Consider the following 18,018-nt stretch of genomic DNA (forward strand, 5'->3'; position numbering starts at 1 on the left):
ATGGCCGAGCGTTCATTCGTCGAAGAAGTGAAGAAGCTGCGTCTTGCCGAAGGCGAGACCTTTCGCGGTGAGGGCATTCTGGCCGTCACCAAGGCGCTGCTGGAGTCGGGTGTCTCGTACGTCGCCGGCTATCAGGGCGCACCCATCTCGCACCTGATGGACGTGCTGGCCGATGCGCAGGACATCCTCGCCGACCACGGCATCCGCTTCGAGAACAGCGCCAGCGAGGCGACGGCCGCAGCAACGCTGGCCGCTTCGGTCAACTATCCGCTGCGCGGCGCCGTGACCTTCAAGGCCACGGTGGGCACCAATGTGGCGTCCGACGCGCTGGCCAACCTGGCCTCGGGCGGCGTCACCGGCGGCGCGCTCATCATCGTGGGCGAGGACTACGGCGAAGGGTCCTCCATCATGCAGGAGCGCAGCCATGCCTTCGCCATGAAGTCGCAGATGTGGATGCTCGATCCGCGGCCCAACCTGCCGAGCATCGTGCAAGCCGTCAAGACCGGCTTCGAGCTCTCGGAAGCGAGTAACACGCCGGTGATGCTGCAGCTGCGCATCCGCGCGTGCCATGTGCACGGCCAGTTCACCGCCTCCGACAACCGCCGCGCCAGCTTCACGCTGAAGGAGGCGCTGGAGAACCCGCAGCGCGACGTCGACCGCATCGTGCTGCCTCCTGCGAGCTTCCTGCACGAGCAGGAGAAGATCAAGAAGCGCTGGCCCGCGGCCGTGCGATTCATCGAGGAGCGCGGCCTCAACGAGTTCTTCGCCGAGGGCGCCGACGACATCGGCATCATCGTGCAGGGCGGTTGCTACAACACGCAGGTACGGGCGCTGGAGCGCCTGGGCCTGGCCGACGTGTATGGCCGCTCCAGGGTGCCGCTGTACGTGATGAACGTGGCCTACCCGGTCATCGACAGCGAGGTGCGGCGCTTCTGCGAAGGCAAGCGCGCCGTGCTGGTGGTCGAAGAAGGCCAGCCCAACTTCGTCGAGCAGAACATCGCCACCATCCTGCGCCAGGCCGGCAGCAGCACCGCGCTGCATGGCAAGGACCTGCTGCCCGTGGCGGGCGAGTACACGGCCCAGGCCGTGATGGCCGGCACGCGCGCCTTCTGCGAGCGCTACGGCCGCCTCGCGCCCAAGGCCGCGTCCGCCGAGGTGGTGCCCGCCAGGCCGCGCAAGATCATCCCGCTCATCAGCGAGGCGCAGCTCATGCCGCTGGAGCGCAGCGTGCATGCGCGACCGCCGGGCTTCTGCACCGGCTGTCCCGAGCGGCCCATCTTCAGCGCCATGAAGCTGGTGCAGCGCGAGCTGGGCCAGCACCATGTGTCGGCCGATATCGGCTGCCACCTGTTCTCCATCCTGCCGCCGTTCAACATCGGCAACACCACCATGGGCTACGGCCTGGGGGCGGCCGGCGCGGCGGCGCTCAACACCCAGGCCGACAAGCGCGCCATCGCGGTGATGGGCGACGGCGGCTTCTGGCACAACGGCCTGACCAGCGGCATCGCCAATGCGGTGTTCAACCAGAGCGACAACCTCACGGTGGTGGTCGACAACAACTACACCTCGGCCACTGGCGGGCAGGACATCCTGTCGTCCAAGGCCGTCAACGCCACGCGCAGCACCGGCCACGAGATCGAGCAGGCGGTGCGCGGGGTGGGCGTCAAATGGGTCAGGACGCTGCGCCGCACCTACGACGTGGCCGGCATGCGCGACACGCTCAAGGAAGCGCTGACCACGAAGGACAAGGGCCCGAAGGTCATCATTGCCCAGTCCGAGTGCATGCTCAACCGCCAGCGGCGCGAAAAGCCGCTGGTGCGCAAGGCCATCGCCGACGGCAAGCGCATGGTGCGCGAGAAGTTCGGCGTCGACCCGGACACCTGCACCGGCGACCATTCCTGCATCCGCCTGTCGGGCTGCCCGTCGCTGTCGATCAAGCCCAACCCCGATCCGCTGCGCCAGGAGCCCGTGGCCGCCGTGATGGACAGCTGCGTGGGCTGCGGCGTGTGCGGCGAGGTGTCGCATGCGGCGGTGCTGTGCCCCTCCTTCTACAAGGCGCAGGTGGTGAGCAACCCCACCGGCTGGGACCGGCTGCGCGAGCGCGTGCGCGGTGCCGTCATCGGCTGGATGCAGCGCCGCGACGCCGAGCGCCGGGCGCGCCTGGCGTTCTGATGCGAAGCAGGAGTTCGACATGACGCAACAGCAGCAACCCATCAAGATCGCCATCCTCGCCATGGGCGGCGAGGGCGGCGGCGTGCTGGCCGACTGGCTGGTGGACCTGGGCGAGGCCAACGGCTGGATCGCGCAGACCACCTCGGTGCCGGGCGTGGCGCAGCGCACCGGCGCCACCATCTACTACGTGGAGATGTACCCCGAGGCGCAGGCCCATGCCGACGGCGGCCAGCCCGTGCTGGCGCTGATGCCGCTGCCGGGCGACGTCGATGTGGTGCTGTGCTCCGAGCTGATGGAAGCCGGCCGCGCCGTGCAGCGCGGGCTGGTCACGCCCGACCGCACCACGCTGGTCGCCTCCACGCACCGCGTCTATTCCATCGCCGAGAAAAGTGCCATGGGCGACGGCCGGGTCGACAGCACGCAGCTGCTGGCCCATGCCGAGCAGGCCGCGCAGCGCTTCGTGCGCTTCGACATGGCCGAAGCCGCGGCGCAGAACGGCAGCGTGATCAGCGCGGTGCTCTTCGGCGCGCTGGCGGGCACCGGCGTGCTGCCCTTCGCCCGCGAACAGTTCGAGGCCACCATCGAGCGGGGCGGTGTTGGCGTGAAGCCCAGTCTCAAGGCCTTCGGCGCGGCTTTCGCCCGGGCGCAGGCCGGCGAAATGCCTGCCCAGACTGAGGCGGCAGCGCCGGCCACGCCGCGCGCGGACTCCTCCGATCCGGCCATCCAGGCGCTGTTGACGCGCCTCTATGGCGAGTTTCCGGTCCAGGCCCAGCCGCTGATGCTCGAAGGCCTGCGCCGCCTGGTCGACTACCAGGATGTGGCCTATGCCGCGCTCTATCTCGACCGCATGGCCGAGGTCTGCCAACTGCCCGACGACGCAGCCCGCACGCTGGCCTGCGAGACGGCGCGCCACCTGGCCCTGTGGATGAGCTACGAGGACACGGCCCGCGTCGCCCAGCTCAAGACCCGCTCCAGCCGCTTCGCCCGCGTGAAGCAGGAAACCGGCGTCAACGCAGACCAGGTCATCGCCATCAACGAGTACATGCACCCGGGCCTGCGCGAGATCTGCGAGACGCTGCCTGGCGGCCTGGGCCGCTGGCTCATGGGCTCGGGCGCACCGCGCCGGTTGGTGGAAGGCATGACGAAGAAGGGCCGCGTGGTGCAGACCAGCTCGGTGCACGGCTTCCTGCTGCTGTCGGCTGTGGCCTTCGCCCGCCGCTGGCGCCGCAGCACCATCCGCTATGCGGAGGAGAACGGCCGCATCGCGCAATGGCTACAGGGCCTGCGCGACGCGGCCGCCGCCTCGCCGGAACTCGCGGTGGAACTGGCCCGCTGCCAGAAGCTGGTGAAGGGCTACAGCGACACCCACGAGCGTGGCGTGCGCAACTACGACACCGTGATCGCTGCCTGGCGCGAAGCCGGTCCTACGCTCGCGCCCGCCACGCTGCGCGCATGGCGCGAGGCCGCGCTGGCCGACGAGCATGGCCATGCGCTCAACGCTGCGTTGGCGAAGCATGCGGCGACCACGAGCACGGCGACCGGCCAGGCCACGCCGCCGGTCGCTGCCATGGCCCTGCCGGCCTGACGCGGAGCGCGCATGACCGCATCGCCCGCCATCGCGACCCTGCCGCTGCGCGTGACTGAGGCCCGCCTGCTCAACCCGCTGATCCGCCTGCTGCGCCTCGAACATGCCGAGGGCGCCGCCTTGCCCGGCTGGACGCCCGGCGCCCACATCCAGGTGCAGGTGCGCTTGCCCGACGGCCAGGCCGACTGGCGCCACTATTCGCTGATCGACCTGGAAGGCGTGGCCGGCACGCCGGGCTTCGCGCCCGCGGCCTACACCATCGCCGTGCGGCGGGAGGAGGGCGGCCGTGGCGGCTCGCGCTTCATGCACCAGGCGCTGCAGCCCGGCGACGCGATCAACGTGCAGCCGCCGCGCAACGACTTTCCCCTGGATGACAGCCCGGCCCGCGCCGTGCTGCTGGCCGGTGGCATCGGCATCACGCCACTGGCCAGCATGGCCGCACGCTGTCGTGCCGAGGGCCGGCCCGTCGCACTGCACTACGCCGGCCGCAGCCGCACGCTGCTGGCTTTCGCCGACGAGCTTCAGACGCTGCTGGGCGAGGGCCTGCGCCTGCATGCCGACGACGAGGCGGGCGGCGCGACCTTCGACATCGGCACGCTGCTGGACGGCATGGCCGCCGACGAGCCGCTCTACGTCTGCGGCCCCAAGCCGCTGCTCGACGCCGTGCTGGCCGCCACGCAAGCCCGCGGCTGGGCGCCGGGCCGCGTGCACTTCGAGCTGTTCAGCGCGCCGGTGGTGGAAGCGGGCGACCAGCCCTTTGAGGTCGAGCTGGCGCAATCGGGCCAGCGCTTCACCGTGCCCGCTGACCAGACCCTGCTGGACTGCCTGATCGAACACGGCTGCGACCCGTTGTACGACTGCAAGCGGGGCGAATGCGGCGTGTGCGCCGTGCCGGTGATCGAGGGCGAGATCGACCACCGCGACTATGTGCTGTCGCAGGCCGAGAAGGACGGCGGCCAGGTGATGCAAATCTGCATCTCCCGCGCCAGGGGCCCGCGCCTGGTGATCGACCTGTAGGCACTGCACGACCCACAAGAGAAAGGCCTGCCATGACACGCTACCGAGACAACCCCGATGCGATCCGTGCGCTGGTGCAGCCGCAGCAGGTGCACCGCGACCTCTACATCAGCCCCGAGCTCTTCGAGCTGGAGCAGGAACACTTCTTCGCCAACACCTGGAACTACGCCGGCCACGACAGCCAGGTGCCCAAGCCCGGCGACTACATCACCGTGGACATCGCCGGTCGGCCGCTGATCGTGGTGCGCCACACCGACGGCGCGGTCAAGGTGCTCATGAACCGCTGCGCCCACAAGGGCTCGCGCGTGGTCAACGGCGCCTGCGGCAACACGGGCAAGTTCTTCCGCTGCCCCTACCACGCCTGGACCTTCAAGACCGACGGCGCGCCGCTGGCCATTCCGCTCAAGAACGGCTACGAGGGCACGGCGCTGAAGGACTGCGATGCGTCCAAGGGGCTGGTGCCGGTGCGGCATGTGCGGCTCTACCGCGGCTTCATCTTCGTCAAGCTCAATGACGTGGGGCAGGACTTCGAGGAGTACTTCGGCGATTCGCTCTCCTCCATCGACAACATGGCCGACCGCTCGCCGGAGGGCGAGCTGGAGGTGGCGGGCGGCTGCCTGCGCTTCATGCACCAGTGCAACTGGAAGATGTTCGTCGAGAACCTCAACGACACCATGCACCCGATGGTGGCGCACGAGTCCTCGGCCGGCACGGCCAAGGCCATGTGGGCGGGCCAGCCGGCCGATGCGCCCAAGCCCATGGCCATCGAGCAGTTCGTGCCCTTCATGTCCGACTACCAGTTCTTCGACGGCATGGGCGTGCGGGTCTACGACAACGGCCACAGCTTCTCGGGCGTGCACTTCAGCATCCACAGCAAGTACTCGGGCATCCCGGGTTATGAAGAGGCGATGAAGGCCCGCTACGGGGACGAGCGCACGGCGCAGATCCTGGGCATGGCGCGGCACAACACCGTGTATTACCCCAATCTCACGATCAAGGGCGCGATCCAGGCCATTCGCGTGGCGCGGCCCATCGCGGTGGACCGCACGCTGGTCGAGAGCTGGACCTTCCGCCTCAAGGGCGCGCCGGACGAGCTGCTGCAGCGCACCACCACCTACAGCCGCCTCATCAACTCGCCCTTCTCGGTGGTGGGCCACGACGACCTTCAGGCCTACCGCGGCATCCAGGCCGGCCTGCATGCCAGCGGCAACGACTGGGTCAGCCTGCACCGCAACTACGACGAGAACGAAGGCCGCGCTTCCGAAGAGACCAGCAACGGCACCAACGAGCTGCCCATGCGCAACCAGTACCGGTCGTGGCTCAAGCACATGACTATGACGATGGGAGCATGACCATGGCCGAACTCACGCCCGCCACCGTCACCCGTGACCAACTGATCGACTTCGTCATGCACGAGGCCCGTCTGCTCGACGAGAAGCGCTTCGACGAATGGAATGCGCTGTTCACCGACGACGCCATCTACTGGGTGCCGCTCACGCCGGGCCAGCCCGACGGCCTGAACCACACCTCGCACCTCTATGAGGACAAGCTGCTGCGCGACCTGCGCATCGAACGCTTCAAGAGCCCGCGCGCCTTCTCGCAGCAGCCGCCCAGCCGCTGCCAGCACGTGCTGCAGCTGCCCGGCCTGGAGTCGCGCGACGAGGCCGCCAACCGCTTCGTGCTGCGCACGCCCTTCCACTACAGCGAGGCGCAGGCGGACGAGATGCTCTTCCTCACCGGCGTGGCCTGGCACCACCTGTGCGTGCATGATGGGGCCCTGCGCATGGTGCTCAAGCGCGTGGACCTGATCAACAGCGATGCCGCGCTGCCGGCGGTTCAGCTCTTTCTCTGAAGTGAAGCCCGGCATGGACCACCGCACCATCCACGACGCCTTCGCGGCCAGCGCCGCGCGCACGCCGCAGGCGGACTTCCTCTACACCGAGCCGGTCACGGCCGAGGTCTATGGCATCGCATCCGGCCCCATCGCCTGGGCCGCAGCCGCCGCCGAGGTCGACCGCCTGCGCCTGGCCTATGCGCATGCCGGCTGGGGCCACGGGCACCGGGTCGGCCTGCTGCTGGAAAACCGGCCGGCCTTCCTGTATCACTGGTTCGCGCTCAATGCGCTGGGCGTGAGCGTGGTGCCCATCAATGCCGAGATGCGCTCGGCCGAGCTGGCCTACCTGATCGGCCACAGCGAGATCGGCCTGGCCGTCACGCTGCCGCAGCGTGTCCGCGACCTGGAAGCCGCTGCAGCCCAGGCCGGCCGAATGCTGCACACCATGGGGGCCGACGCCGCGGACGTGCCCGCACCCTCCGAGCCCGCGCCCCGCGCCAACGAGGTCGTGGGCCTGGGCACCGAATGCGCGCTGCTCTACACCTCGGGCACCACCGGCCGGCCCAAGGGCTGCATGCTGAGCAACGCCTACTTCCTGCGCGCGGGCGAGTGGTATGCAGGCCTGGACGGCGTGTGCGCCTTCCGCCGCGACCAGGAGCGGCTGATGACGCCGCTGCCGCTGAACCATGTCAATGCCATGGCCTTCTCGACCATGGTGGTGCTGGTGGCCGGCGGCTGCCTGGTGCAGCTGGACCGCTTCCATCCCCGCAGCTGGCTGCAGAGCGCGCGCGACAGCGGCGCCACCATCGTCCATTACCTGGGCGTGATGCCGGCCATGCTGCTGGCCGCCGCCGAGACGCCGGCCGACCGCGACCATGCGATCCGCTGGGCCTTCGGGGCCGGCGTGGACCGCAAGAACCACGCGCCCTTCGAGGCCCGCTTCGGCTTTCCGCTGGTAGAGGCCTGGGCCATGACCGAGACTGGCGCGGCCGCCTGCATCATGGCCAACCACGAGCCGCGCCACGTGGGCACCAGCTGCTTCGGCCGGGCTGAGGATTTCGTCGAGGTGCGCCTGGTTGACGACGAGGGACAGGACGTGCCCGCCGGCACGCCCGGCGAACTGCTGGTGCGTTCCAACGGCAGCGATCCCCGCCGCCACTTCTTCGGCGGCTACTTGAAGGACCAGACGGCCACCGACGAAGCCTGGCAGGGCGGCTGGTTCCACACCGGCGACATGGTCCGGCGCGACGAGTCAGGCAGCCTCTATTTCGTCGACCGCAAGAAGAACGTCATCCGCCGCAGCGGCGAGAACATCTCGGCGGTGGAGGTCGAGAGCGTGCTCAACCAGCACCCGGCCGTGAAGGTGTCGGCGGTGGCCGCCACGCCCGATGCGGTGCGCGGCGACGAGGTGCTGGCCTGCATCGTCATCGACCCCGACGCCGCGGTTGAGCCGGGCGAGGCGTTGGCCGCGGACATCGCGCGCCATGCCCTGGCCCAGCTGGCCTACTACAAGGCGCCGGGCCATGTGGCCTTCGTCGATGCGCTGCCGCTCACGGCCTCGCAGAAGATCCAGCGCGGCGAGCTGCGGCAAATGGCACAGGCGCTGCCCGGCACTGCGGCCTGCTTCGACACCCGCGCCATGAAGAAGAGGCAGGACTGATGGGCCGCAGACAGCGCAGCAACTACGACGGCGTGGCCGTGGCCGTGCCGGTGACGGTGCCCTACCAGCGCTATTCCACCGAGGGCGCACATTTCTTCCTGGGCAGGGCCGTGCGCGCGCTGCTGGAAGCCAGCGGCATCGCCAAGGACGACATCGACGGCCTGTGCCTGTCGAGCTTCTCGCTGGCCCCCGACACCGCCGTCGGCGTCACGCAGCACCTGGGCCTGTCGCCGCGCTGGCTGGACCATGTGCCCACCGGCGGCGCCTCGGGCGTGATGTGCCTGCGCCGCGCTGCGCGCGCGGTGCAGTGCGGCGATGCGGACGTGGTGGCCTGCGTGGCGGCCGACACCAACCATGTCGACTCGTTCCGCCAGACGTTGGGCGCCTTCAGCAACTTCGCGCGCGACGCGACCTACCCCTATGGCTCGGGTGGACCGAACTCTATCTTCGCGATGATCACCGCGCATTACATGCGGCAGTTCGGCGCGCGGCGGGAGGACTTCGGCCGCATCTGCGTGGCGCAGCGGCAGAACGCGCTGGGCAACCCCAACGCCATGTTCAAGAAGGCGCTGACGCTCGACGAGTACATGGCGGCGCGGCCCATCTCCGACCCGCTGCACCTGTTCGACTGCGTCATGCCCTGTGCCGGCGCCGAGGCCTTCCTGGTAATGACGGCCGAGCGGGCCCGCGACCTGGGTCTGCCGTACGCCACGGTGCGCGGCAGCATCGAGCGCCACAACGCCTTCGCCGATGACCCGATCATGGTGCGCGGCGGCTGGGCGCGCGACCGCGACGACCTGTATGCGCAGGCCGGCGTGCAGCCGAAGGACATCGACTTCATCCAGACCTACGACGACTACCCGGTCATCGTGATGATGCACTTCGAGGACCTGGGCTTCTGCGACAAGGGAGAAGGCCCGGCCTTCGTGCAGTCGCACACGCTCACGCACGACGGCAGCTTTCCCAACAACACCAGCGGTGGCCAGCTTTCGGCCGGCCAGGCGGGCGCCGCGGGCGGCTTCCTGGGCATGACAGAGACGCTGCGCCAGCTCACCGGCCAGGCCGGGCCGCGCACCGTGCCCGACGCGCAACTGGGCCTGGTGGCGGGCTTCGGCATGGTCACCTACGACCGCTGCCTGTGCACGGGCGCCGTGATCCTTGGGAGACAGGAATGAACCGCCCATCCGCCATGAGAAGGGAGGCGCCATGACCATGCCCCTGATGCGCCCCAAGCGCAAGAACCCCGTCCTGCGCACCCGCCAGATGAACCTGCCGCCCTGGGCGCGCGGGCGCGAGGCGCTGGGCATCACCGCCGCGGCCGCCGAAGGCCGATTCGAGCTGCAGGTGTGCGAGGAATGCGGCACCGTGCAATACCCGCCGCGCGGCGCCTGCAAGCAGTGCCTCTCGACCGAACTGCGCTGGCGACTCCAGACCGGCGAGGGCGAACTGCTCAGCGCCACCACGCTGCACCACAGCAACGACCTGTTCTTCCGCGAGCGCCTGCCCTGGCGCCTGGGCATGGTCAAGCTGGACAGCGGCCCCTCCCTCATGGTCCACCTGCATGGCGAGGTGGGCGAGGCACCGCAGCGCGTGCGCGTGGGTGCCCGGCTCGACCGCGCCGGACAGGCGGTACTGATCGGATTCCCTTTTGAAGGAAGCACACACATGGCCGACGACCCGATGCTGCGCGAGATGACCAGCGACCCCAAGTTCCGCAAGGTGCTGGTGACGGACGGCAAGACGCCCGCCGGCCAGGCCCTGGTGCGCGCCCTGGTCAAGGCCGGCGCCGACATCGTCTGGGTCGGCCATGCCGAACCCTGGAAGCAGCTGGGTGGCCTGGAGGACATCAGCGCGCTGCCGCAGGTGACGCTGGTGCCGCTGGATCTGACCAATGGCCGCGCCATCACCGAGCTGGCCGGCTCGATCGGCGGCAAGGTGGACATCGTCATCAACAATGCGGAGGTGCACCGCACCTTCGGCATCGGCGCGCGGCGCGGCACCAACGTGGCCAAGCTGGAGATGGACATCAACTACTTCGGCCTGCTGCGGCTGGCACAGGAGTTCGGCCCGGCGCTCAAGGGCCGCTCGGCCGATGGCGCGATCGGGGCCACCGCCTGGGTCAATCTGCTGTCGATCTACGCGCTGTCCAACTTCCCGCCGCACGGCACCTTCAGCGCCAGCAAGGCCGCGGCCTACTCGCTGGCGCAGTGCCTGCGGGCCGAGATGCGGCCGGCCGGCATCCGCGTCATCAATGTCTTTCCGGGCCCCATCGACGACGAATGGAACCAGCACATGCCGCCCCCCAAGCTGGGCCCCGACGCGCTGGCCAATGCCATCGTGAAGGCGCTGCGCGACGGCGTGGAGGACGTCTACCCCGGCGACGTGGCGCAGGAATGGCTGCAGCGCTGGCGTGACAACCCCAAGGTGCTCGAACGCGAGCTGGCGACGAATGGTGGATGAGGTCACTGGCAAGGAGACACCCATGAGCAATGCAACCCTGCCTCCCGCTCCGGCACCCACCGGCCTCGACGCCCTGGCCGGCCTGGTGAGCGCCCTGGCCACCGGCCGCATCCGCGTGGTCGACCTTACGCAGACGCTGACCCCCGAGTTCCCGCAGATCGCGCTGCCGCCCGAAATGGGCCAGTGCTGGCCCTTCCGCATCGAGGAGGTGTCGCGCTACGACGAGCGCGGCCCGGGCTGGTACTGGAACAACTTCTCCTGCGGCGAGCACACGGGCACGCACTTCGACGCGCCCATCCACTGGATCTCGGGCCGCGACCTGCCCAACAACGCGGTGGACACCATCCCCGTGCAGAACTTCGTGGCGCCGGCCTGCGTGATCGACTGCTCGCCGCAGGTCAAGGACGACCCGGACTACCTGCTCACGCTGGAGGACATCGCCAAATGGGAGGCCGCGCATGGCCGCATCCCGAAGGGCGCCTGGGTGCTGATGCGGACCGACTGGTCCAAGCGCACCGACCCGGCCGAGTACCAGAACTTCGACGAGACGGGCCAGCACACGCCCGGCCCAAGCACGGCGGCGGTGCGCTTCCTGGTGGAAGAGCGCGACGTGCTGGGCTTCGGCTCCGAGGCCATCGGCACCGATGCCGGTCAGGGCTACCACCTGCGCCCGCCGTACCCCTGCCACTACTACATGCACGGCGCAGGCCGCTACGGCCTGCAATGCCTCTGCAACCTGGACCTGCTGCCGCCGGCCGGCGCGGTGCTCATCTGCCCGCCGCTGAAGATCGAGAAGGGCAGCGGCAGCCCGCTGCGCGTGCTGGCGCTGGTGGGGGCGGCATGAGCGCCGTGCAGGACCGCGGCGTCGCCGTCGTCACCGGCGGCAGCGCGGGCATCGGCAAAGCGATCTGCCAGGACCTGCTGGATGGCGGCTGGGAGGTGGTCAGCCTCGCGCGACGGCCCGCCGACATCGCCCATGCGCGGCTGCACAGCATCGAGGTGGACCTGAGCGACCGCGCCGCCACGGCCCAGGCAGTGGCCGAGGTCGCGTCGCGCTGGCAGGTGACGACCGTGGTGCACAACGCTGGCGTGATCCGCGCCGCCTTGCTGCCGCAGGTGCAGCTGACGGACCTCGACGCGCTGGTGGACCTGCACCTGGGCTGCGCCGTGCAACTGGTGCAGGCCGCGCTGCCGGCCATGCGCGCCGCCGGCTTCGGCCGGGTGGTGCTGCTCTCTTCGCGCGCGGCCCTCGGTCTGGCCACGCGCACCAGCTATTCGGCCACCAAGGCCGGCATGCTGGGCATGGCCCGCACCTGGGCGCTGGAGCTGGGCGGCGAGGGCATCACCGTCAACGTGGTCGCGCCCGGGCCCATTCGCACCGACATGTTCTACGACGTGGTCGATGCGGGCAGCGAGAAGGAAAAGGCGCTCGCGGCCAGCGTGCCCGTCAAGCGCCTGGGCGAGGCCGCCGATGTGGCACGGGCCGTGCGTTTCTTCGTGGAGCCGGCCAACAGTTTCGTGACCGGACAGGTGCTCTACGTGTGCGGAGGCACCAGCGTGGGGAGCCTGACGCTCTAGGGCGTGCATCGGCGCACCATGCTGCGCCGCGGCTTTCCACCATGAGGACAGTCCCCTTGCAACGCCTGGATGTGCTCGCTAGGATTGTTTAAGACTAAATAATTGATAAGTCATGTGCCAGTGCGGCAGCCGCAGGAGCGTGGAAGAGGCGGCCCGTCGACATCGGCGTTGTTCCACCGTGTTGCCACCGAATCAGATGGAGTTCGCGATGAAGATGATGAAGTCACTACGTCCCCTGCGCAGCCTGGCTGCCCTGGCCTGCGCCACGCTGCTGGGCGCCGCGGCGCCCGCCGCCATGGCCGCCGACTACAAGGTCGGCTTCATCACCTCGCTGTCGGGGCCCGTCTCGTCGCTGGGCATTCCCTACCAGAAGGGCATGGCCGCGGCGCAGGCCTTCAAGGGCGAGATCGACGGCAAGAAGGTGCAGGTCATCCAGCTCGACGACGCATCGGACCCGAGCACCGCGGCCCGCAATGCCCGCAAGCTGATCGACGAGGACAAGGTCGACGTCATCATCGGCACGGCCGGCTCGCCCGGCGCGCTGGCCATCGCCGCCGTGGCGCGCGAGACCAAGACGCCGCTCATTTCCATCGCCAATGCCAACCTGCCGGGCGAGGAGGGCGCCTGGATGGTCACGCTGCCGCAGCCGGCGCCGCTGATGGTCAGCGCGGTGGTGGACCGCATGAAGAAGTCCGGCGTCAAGACGGTGGGCTACATCGGCTTCTCCGACGCCTGGGGCGACCTGGTGTACGACGCGCTGCAGAAGAGCGCCGAGCCGGCCGGCATCAAGGTGGTCTCCAATGAACGCTATGCACGCGCCGATTCGTCGGTGACGGGCCAGGTGCTCAAGATCGTCGCGCTGCGGCCGGATGCGGTGCTCACCGGCACCTCGGGCACGCCCGGCGCGCTGCCCTACCTGGCGCTGGCCGAGCGCGGCTACAAGGGCCAGATCTACGGCATGCATGCGCTGATCAACCCCGACTTCGTGCGTGTGGGCGGAGCGTCCGTCGAAGGCCTGCTGGCGCCTACCGGCCCGGTGATCGTGGCCGAACAGCTGCCGGCCGACAACCCGATCCGCAAGGTATCGATGGACTTCCGCGCCGCCTACCAGAAGGCCAATGGCGCGGCGCCCACCGATGCCTTCTCGGCCTACAGCTTCGACGCCTGGCTGATCTTCCTGGACGCCGCCAAGCGCGCCTCGGCCAAGGCCGAGCCGGGCACGCCGCAGTTCCGCGTGGCCTTGCGCGATGCCATCACCAGCACGAAGGAGCTGGCCGGCACCCACAGCGTCTACAACTTCACGCCCAACGACCGCTACGGTTCGGACGAGCGCTCGCGCGTGGTCGTGCGGCTCGAAAAGGGCCAGTGGAAGCTGGTGCCCTGAGCCGCTTTCAGCTGCCCGGCATTTGGGCGACCGCTTTCGCACTTCGTTGAGCGGATGCCGGCGGCAGCCGCTCCGCCCGGCCGCTTCTTTGCTCCTTCCTTTTCTTTCCATTTTTCGGAGTCCCTCCCGATGGCCTCTCGTGTGCTTCGTCCCCTCGCCCTGCTGGCCGCCTCGGCCTTCGCCGTCGGCGCCTTCGCGGCCGACCTCAAGGTGGGCGTCATCAGCTCGCTCTCCGGCCCGGTGTCGGCGCTGGGCATCCCGTACGAGAAGGGCATCCGCGCCGCCCATGCGCAGATGCCCACCATCGGCGGCCGCAAGGTCGAGCTGATCGTGCTGGACGATGCCTCCGACCCGACCACGGCCGGCCGCAATGCCCGCAAGCTGGCCACCGAGGACAAGGTGGACGTGCTCATCGGCACCTCCGGCGTGCCGGGTGCCATGGCCATCGCCGCCGTGGCGCGCGAGCTGAACGTGCCACTGATCTCGCCGACGCCGGTGTCGCTGCCGGGCGCCGAGAACGGCTGGACGGTGTCGGTGTCGCAGCCCTTCGAGTTGATGGTCGCCGCGGTGGTCGAGAAGATGAAGGCGGCGGGCGTCAAGACGGTGGCCTTCATCGGCTTCTCCGACGCACTGGGCGACCTGGCCTACGACTCGCTGGTCAAGAGCGCGGGCGAGGCCGGCATCAAGGTGGTGGCCAACGAGCGCTATGCGCGCACCGACAGCTCGGTGGCGGGCCAGGTGCTCAAGATCGTCGCGCAGCGGCCCGACGCGGTGTTCGCCGGCAACTCGGGCACGCCCGGCGCGCTGCCCTACCTGGCGCTGGCCGAGCGCAACTACAAGGGGCGCATCTACGGCACGCACGGCCTGATCAATGCCGACTTCGTGCGCGTTGGCGGCAAGTCCATCGAGGGCCTGGAAGTGCCCAGCGGCCCGGTGCTGGTGGCCGAGCAGCTGCCGGCCGACAACCCGATCCGCAAGGTGTCGATGGACTTCCGTGCCGCCTACCAGAAGGCCAATGGCGCGCCGCCGGTCGATGCCTTCTCGTCGTACACCTACGACGCCTACCTGCTGCTGGCCAATGCCGCGGCGCGCGCGAAGGGCGAGCCCGGCACGCCGGCCTACCGCCAGTCGCTCAAGGACGCCATCGTCGCCACCCGTGAGCTGGTGGGCACGCATGGCATCTACAACTTCACGCCCGACAGCCGCTATGGCTCAGACAAGCGCGCGGTCGTGATCGTGCGCATGGAAAAGGGCCAATGGAAGCTGGTGCCCTGAGCCTCGGCTGACGACGCCCGGCCATGACCGCCTACCGCCACGACCCCGCCGCGATCCAGGCCCTGGTGCAGGACCGGCGCGTTCACCGCGACCTGTACCTGAGCCAGGAGCTCTTCGCGCTGGAGCAGGAGCGCTTCTTCGCCCGCACCTGGCAGTTTGCCGGCCACGCGAGCGAGGTGCCGGCTGCCGGCGACTACTGCACGCGGGAGATCGCGGGCCGGCCGCTCCTCATGGTGCGGCAGGCCGATGGCGGCGTGGGCGTCTTCTACAACCGCTGCGCTCACAAGGGCGCCCAACTGGTCACCGAAGAGCGCGGCAACACCGGCCGCTTCTTCCGCTGCCCCTACCACGCCTGGACCTACAAGCTGGACGGCGCGGCGCTGGCCCTGCCACTGAAGGCGGGCTACGAGGGCACGGGTCTGGCGCAGTGCGAATCGGGCCAGGGCCTACAGCCCGTGGCAGGCCTCGCCGTGTACCGGGACTTCGTCTTCGTGCGGCTGGCGAAGCAGGGCCCCGCCTTCGACGACTACTTCGGCGACATCCTGCAGGTGATCGACAACATGGTCGACCGCTCGCCCGAGCGGCGGTTGACGGTGGCGGGTGGGGTGCTGCGCAACGTCATCCACTGCAACTGGAAGATGTACCTGGAGAACATCAACGACACGGTGCATCCCATGTCCACGCATGAGTCGGCCACCCAGGCGGCCAACGCACTGTGGAAGGACCAGCCGGCCGATGCGCCCAAGCCCATGGCCATGGAGCAGATCCTGCCCTTCGGCTCGGGCTACGACTTCTTCGACCGCATGGGCGGGCGCGTGTACCCCAACGGCCACAGCGTGCTGGGCACGCGCTTCAGCATCCATTCCAGCTACGCGCAGCTGCAGGACTATGAGGACGCGCTGCGCGCCGCTCTGGGCGAAGAGCGCGCCAACGAGGTGCTGCAGCGCTCGCCGCAGAACGCGGTGCTCTTTCCCAGCCTGTCGGTCAAGGGCTCGCCGCAGGCCATCCGCGTGATCCGCCCGTTGGCGGCGGACCGCACGCTGGTGGAGGCCTGGAGCTTCCGCGCCGAGGGCGCCCCCGAGCTGCTGCTGCAACGTTCGATGAACTACAACCGGCTGGTGTTCTCGCCCATGTCGGTGGTGGCGCATGACGACGTGCACCTGTTCGAGAGCATGCAGCAGGGCCTGCGCGGCGAGGGCAACGAATGGGTCAGCCTGCACCGCGGCTTTGCCGAGGGCGAGCGCAGCGACGTGGTGGAAGAGACCAGCGGCACCGACGAGCGCCTCATGCGCAACCAGTTCCGCGCGTGGGCACGGTGGATGGGGGAGGCCGCATGACGCTTTCTGCCGAGGACTTCGTCGTCCACGAAGCCGAGCTGATCGACGACCGCTGCTGGGACGACTGGCTGGCCCTCTTCGCGCCCGATGGCCGTTACTGGATCCCGCTGCAGGGCGCTGCGCAGGCCGACGACCAGACCCACAACGCGCTGGCGCTCGAAGACCGGCTGCTGCTCGAACTGCGCGTCAAGCGACTGCACAGCCCGCGTGCCCATTCGCAGCATCCGGCCAGCCGTTGCCAGCATGTGCTGCAGGCACCTCGGCGTCTGTCCGCCACACCGGCCGGCGGCGAGTCCATCCGCCTGCGCACCGCCTTCCTCTACATCGAATCTCGCGGCCCGCAGCAGGTGCTGCTCGCCGGCCACTGCATCCACACGCTCGTGCCCGGCGGTCCGCTGGGCTGGCTGATCCGCGAGAAGCGGGTCAACCTGCTCGATGCGGGCCAGCCGCTGCCGGCCATCCAGTTGTTCGTCTAGTCCCTTCCGTCCCTGCCTCTCCCAACCAGGAGTTCCTCCATGAAGAAGAAGCTGATGTCCCTCGGCCGCGGTGCGCTGGCTGCCGGTGCCCTGGTCGCGGCCGCGGTTGCCGCCCAGGCGGCCGACCTCAAGGTCGGCCTGAGCGTGTCGCTCTCCGGCCCGAACTCCTCGCTGGGCGTGCCCTATGCCAAGGGCATGCAGGCCGCGCTGGCCTACAAGGGCGAGATTGCCGGGCGCAAGGTGCAGCTCATCGTGCTGGACGACGGCTCCGACCCCACCACTGCCGGCCGCAACGCCCGCAAGCTGGTGGAAGAGGACAAGGTCGACGTGCTGATGGGCACCTCGGGCGTGCCCGCCGCCATCGCCATGGCGCAGGTGGGCCGCGATGCCAAGGTGCCGATGATCGGCCTCACGCCCATCCTGCTGAACCCGGCGGACAACGCCTGGGTGATGACGGTGGCCCAGCCCACGCAGCTGATGATCGACGCGGTGGTACAGCGCATGAAGAAGGACGGCGTGCGCAGCGTGGGCTACATCGGCTTCTCGGACGCCTGGGGTGACCTGGTGTTCAGCGCCCTCAACCAGGCGGCCAAGGATGCCGGCATTCAGGTGCTGGGCAACGAGCGCTATGCACGCTCCGACCAGTCGGTCACCGGCCAGGTGCTCAAGCTGCTGGCCATGCGGCCCGACGCGGTGATGACCGGGGGTGCCGGCACGCCGGGTGCCTTGCCCTTCCTGGCCCTGGCCGAGCGCGGCTTCAAGGGCAAGGTCTATGGCCAGCACGGGCTGATCAACCCCGACTTCGTGCGCGTGGTCGGCGCGGCGGGGCAGGGCGCGCTGATGCCCACCGGCCCCGTCATCGTGGCCGAGCAGCTGCCGGCCGACCATCCGACCCGCAAGATGGGCCTGGCCTTCCGAGACATCTACCAGAAGGTCAACAACGCGCCCACCAGCGATGCCTTCTCGGCCTATTCCTTCGACGGCTGGCTGGTGTTCGCCGACGCCGCCCAGCGCGTGCTGGCGGCCGGCAAGGGCGAGCCCGGCACGCCCGAGTTCCGCGCCGCCCTGCGCGATGCCATCTTCAGCACCCGCGAGGTGGTGGGCACGCACGGCGTCTACAACTTCAAGCCCGGCGACCTGTACGGCGTGGACGAGCGCGCCCGCGTGATCGTCACGCTCGACAAGGGCCAGTGGAAGCTGGCGCCCTGAGCGCCCGCGGACGCATCCGACACATGGGAAA

At 69.4% G+C, this 18,018-nt stretch carries 15 protein-coding genes; all 15 read left to right on the forward strand.

The genetic code is table 11. From position 1 onward, the window contains the following. The 15 genes from ACT54X_RS08115 (at window position 1) to ACT54X_RS08185 (ending at window position 17,987) form a co-directional block, all read left to right on the forward strand. On the forward strand, window positions 1-2,172 hold the full coding sequence (locus tag ACT54X_RS08115; RefSeq protein ID WP_294371473.1) for a thiamine pyrophosphate-dependent enzyme: 2,172 nt from the start codon (window positions 1-3) through the stop codon (window positions 2,170-2,172). 19 nt (window positions 2,173-2,191) lie between these two features. Continuing rightward, window positions 2,192-3,757, forward strand: a complete 1,566-nt coding sequence (locus ACT54X_RS08120) for an indolepyruvate oxidoreductase subunit beta family protein (protein WP_476345901.1) — start codon at window positions 2,192-2,194, stop codon at window positions 3,755-3,757. 12 nt (window positions 3,758-3,769) lie between these two features. Then, the gene (locus ACT54X_RS08125; protein ID WP_294371469.1) at window positions 3,770-4,774 is read left to right on the forward strand and encodes a PDR/VanB family oxidoreductase; all 1,005 of its coding nucleotides are present in this window, start codon (window positions 3,770-3,772) and stop codon (window positions 4,772-4,774) included. Between the two features lie 32 nt (window positions 4,775-4,806). Further along, entirely contained in the window at window positions 4,807-6,126 is a 1,320-nt protein-coding gene (locus ACT54X_RS08130) for an aromatic ring-hydroxylating dioxygenase subunit alpha (protein WP_476345903.1), read from the forward strand. Window positions 6,127-6,128: 2 nt separating this feature from the next. Beyond that, a complete protein-coding gene (locus ACT54X_RS08135; RefSeq protein ID WP_294371464.1) occupies window positions 6,129-6,626 on the forward strand; it encodes an aromatic-ring-hydroxylating dioxygenase subunit beta in 498 nt (165 codons plus the stop codon). Between the two features lie 13 nt (window positions 6,627-6,639). Beyond that, a complete protein-coding gene (locus ACT54X_RS08140) occupies window positions 6,640-8,268 on the forward strand; it encodes an AMP-binding protein (protein WP_476345906.1) in 1,629 nt (542 codons plus the stop codon). Further along, a complete protein-coding gene (locus tag ACT54X_RS08145; protein ID WP_354319656.1) occupies window positions 8,268-9,443 on the forward strand; it encodes a thiolase family protein in 1,176 nt (391 codons plus the stop codon). Before ACT54X_RS08140 ends, ACT54X_RS08145 begins: the two co-directional genes overlap by 1 nt. A 31-nt stretch (window positions 9,444-9,474) precedes the next feature. Then, window positions 9,475-10,728, forward strand: a complete 1,254-nt coding sequence (locus ACT54X_RS08150; RefSeq protein ID WP_476345908.1) for an SDR family NAD(P)-dependent oxidoreductase — start codon at window positions 9,475-9,477, stop codon at window positions 10,726-10,728. Between the two features lie 22 nt (window positions 10,729-10,750). Further along, window positions 10,751-11,572 carry a cyclase family protein gene (locus tag ACT54X_RS08155; protein ID WP_476345909.1) on the forward strand — a complete coding sequence of 274 codons (822 nt, stop codon included), beginning with the start codon at window positions 10,751-10,753 and terminating at the stop codon, window positions 11,570-11,572. Next, the gene (locus ACT54X_RS08160; protein WP_354319659.1) at window positions 11,569-12,306 is read left to right on the forward strand and encodes an SDR family NAD(P)-dependent oxidoreductase; all 738 of its coding nucleotides are present in this window, start codon (window positions 11,569-11,571) and stop codon (window positions 12,304-12,306) included. Before ACT54X_RS08155 ends, ACT54X_RS08160 begins: the two co-directional genes overlap by 4 nt. 217 nt (window positions 12,307-12,523) lie before the next feature. Next, window positions 12,524-13,690, forward strand: a complete 1,167-nt coding sequence (locus ACT54X_RS08165) for an ABC transporter substrate-binding protein (RefSeq protein WP_294371823.1) — start codon at window positions 12,524-12,526, stop codon at window positions 13,688-13,690. 129 nt (window positions 13,691-13,819) lie between these two features. Next, the gene (locus ACT54X_RS08170; protein WP_476345912.1) at window positions 13,820-14,965 is read left to right on the forward strand and encodes an ABC transporter substrate-binding protein; all 1,146 of its coding nucleotides are present in this window, start codon (window positions 13,820-13,822) and stop codon (window positions 14,963-14,965) included. Between the two features lie 23 nt (window positions 14,966-14,988). Further along, a complete protein-coding gene (locus ACT54X_RS08175; RefSeq protein ID WP_476345914.1) occupies window positions 14,989-16,302 on the forward strand; it encodes an aromatic ring-hydroxylating dioxygenase subunit alpha in 1,314 nt (437 codons plus the stop codon). Continuing rightward, on the forward strand, window positions 16,299-16,778 hold the full coding sequence (locus ACT54X_RS08180) for an aromatic-ring-hydroxylating dioxygenase subunit beta (protein WP_476345916.1): 480 nt from the start codon (window positions 16,299-16,301) through the stop codon (window positions 16,776-16,778). Before ACT54X_RS08175 ends, ACT54X_RS08180 begins: the two co-directional genes overlap by 4 nt. A gap of 39 nt (window positions 16,779-16,817) precedes the next feature. Beyond that, the gene (locus ACT54X_RS08185; RefSeq protein ID WP_114803048.1) at window positions 16,818-17,987 is read left to right on the forward strand and encodes an ABC transporter substrate-binding protein; all 1,170 of its coding nucleotides are present in this window, start codon (window positions 16,818-16,820) and stop codon (window positions 17,985-17,987) included. The last annotated feature ends 31 nt before the right edge of the window (window positions 17,988-18,018 follow it).

The sequence above is a fragment of the Pseudacidovorax sp. DMC4 genome, from assembly GCF_056314265.1.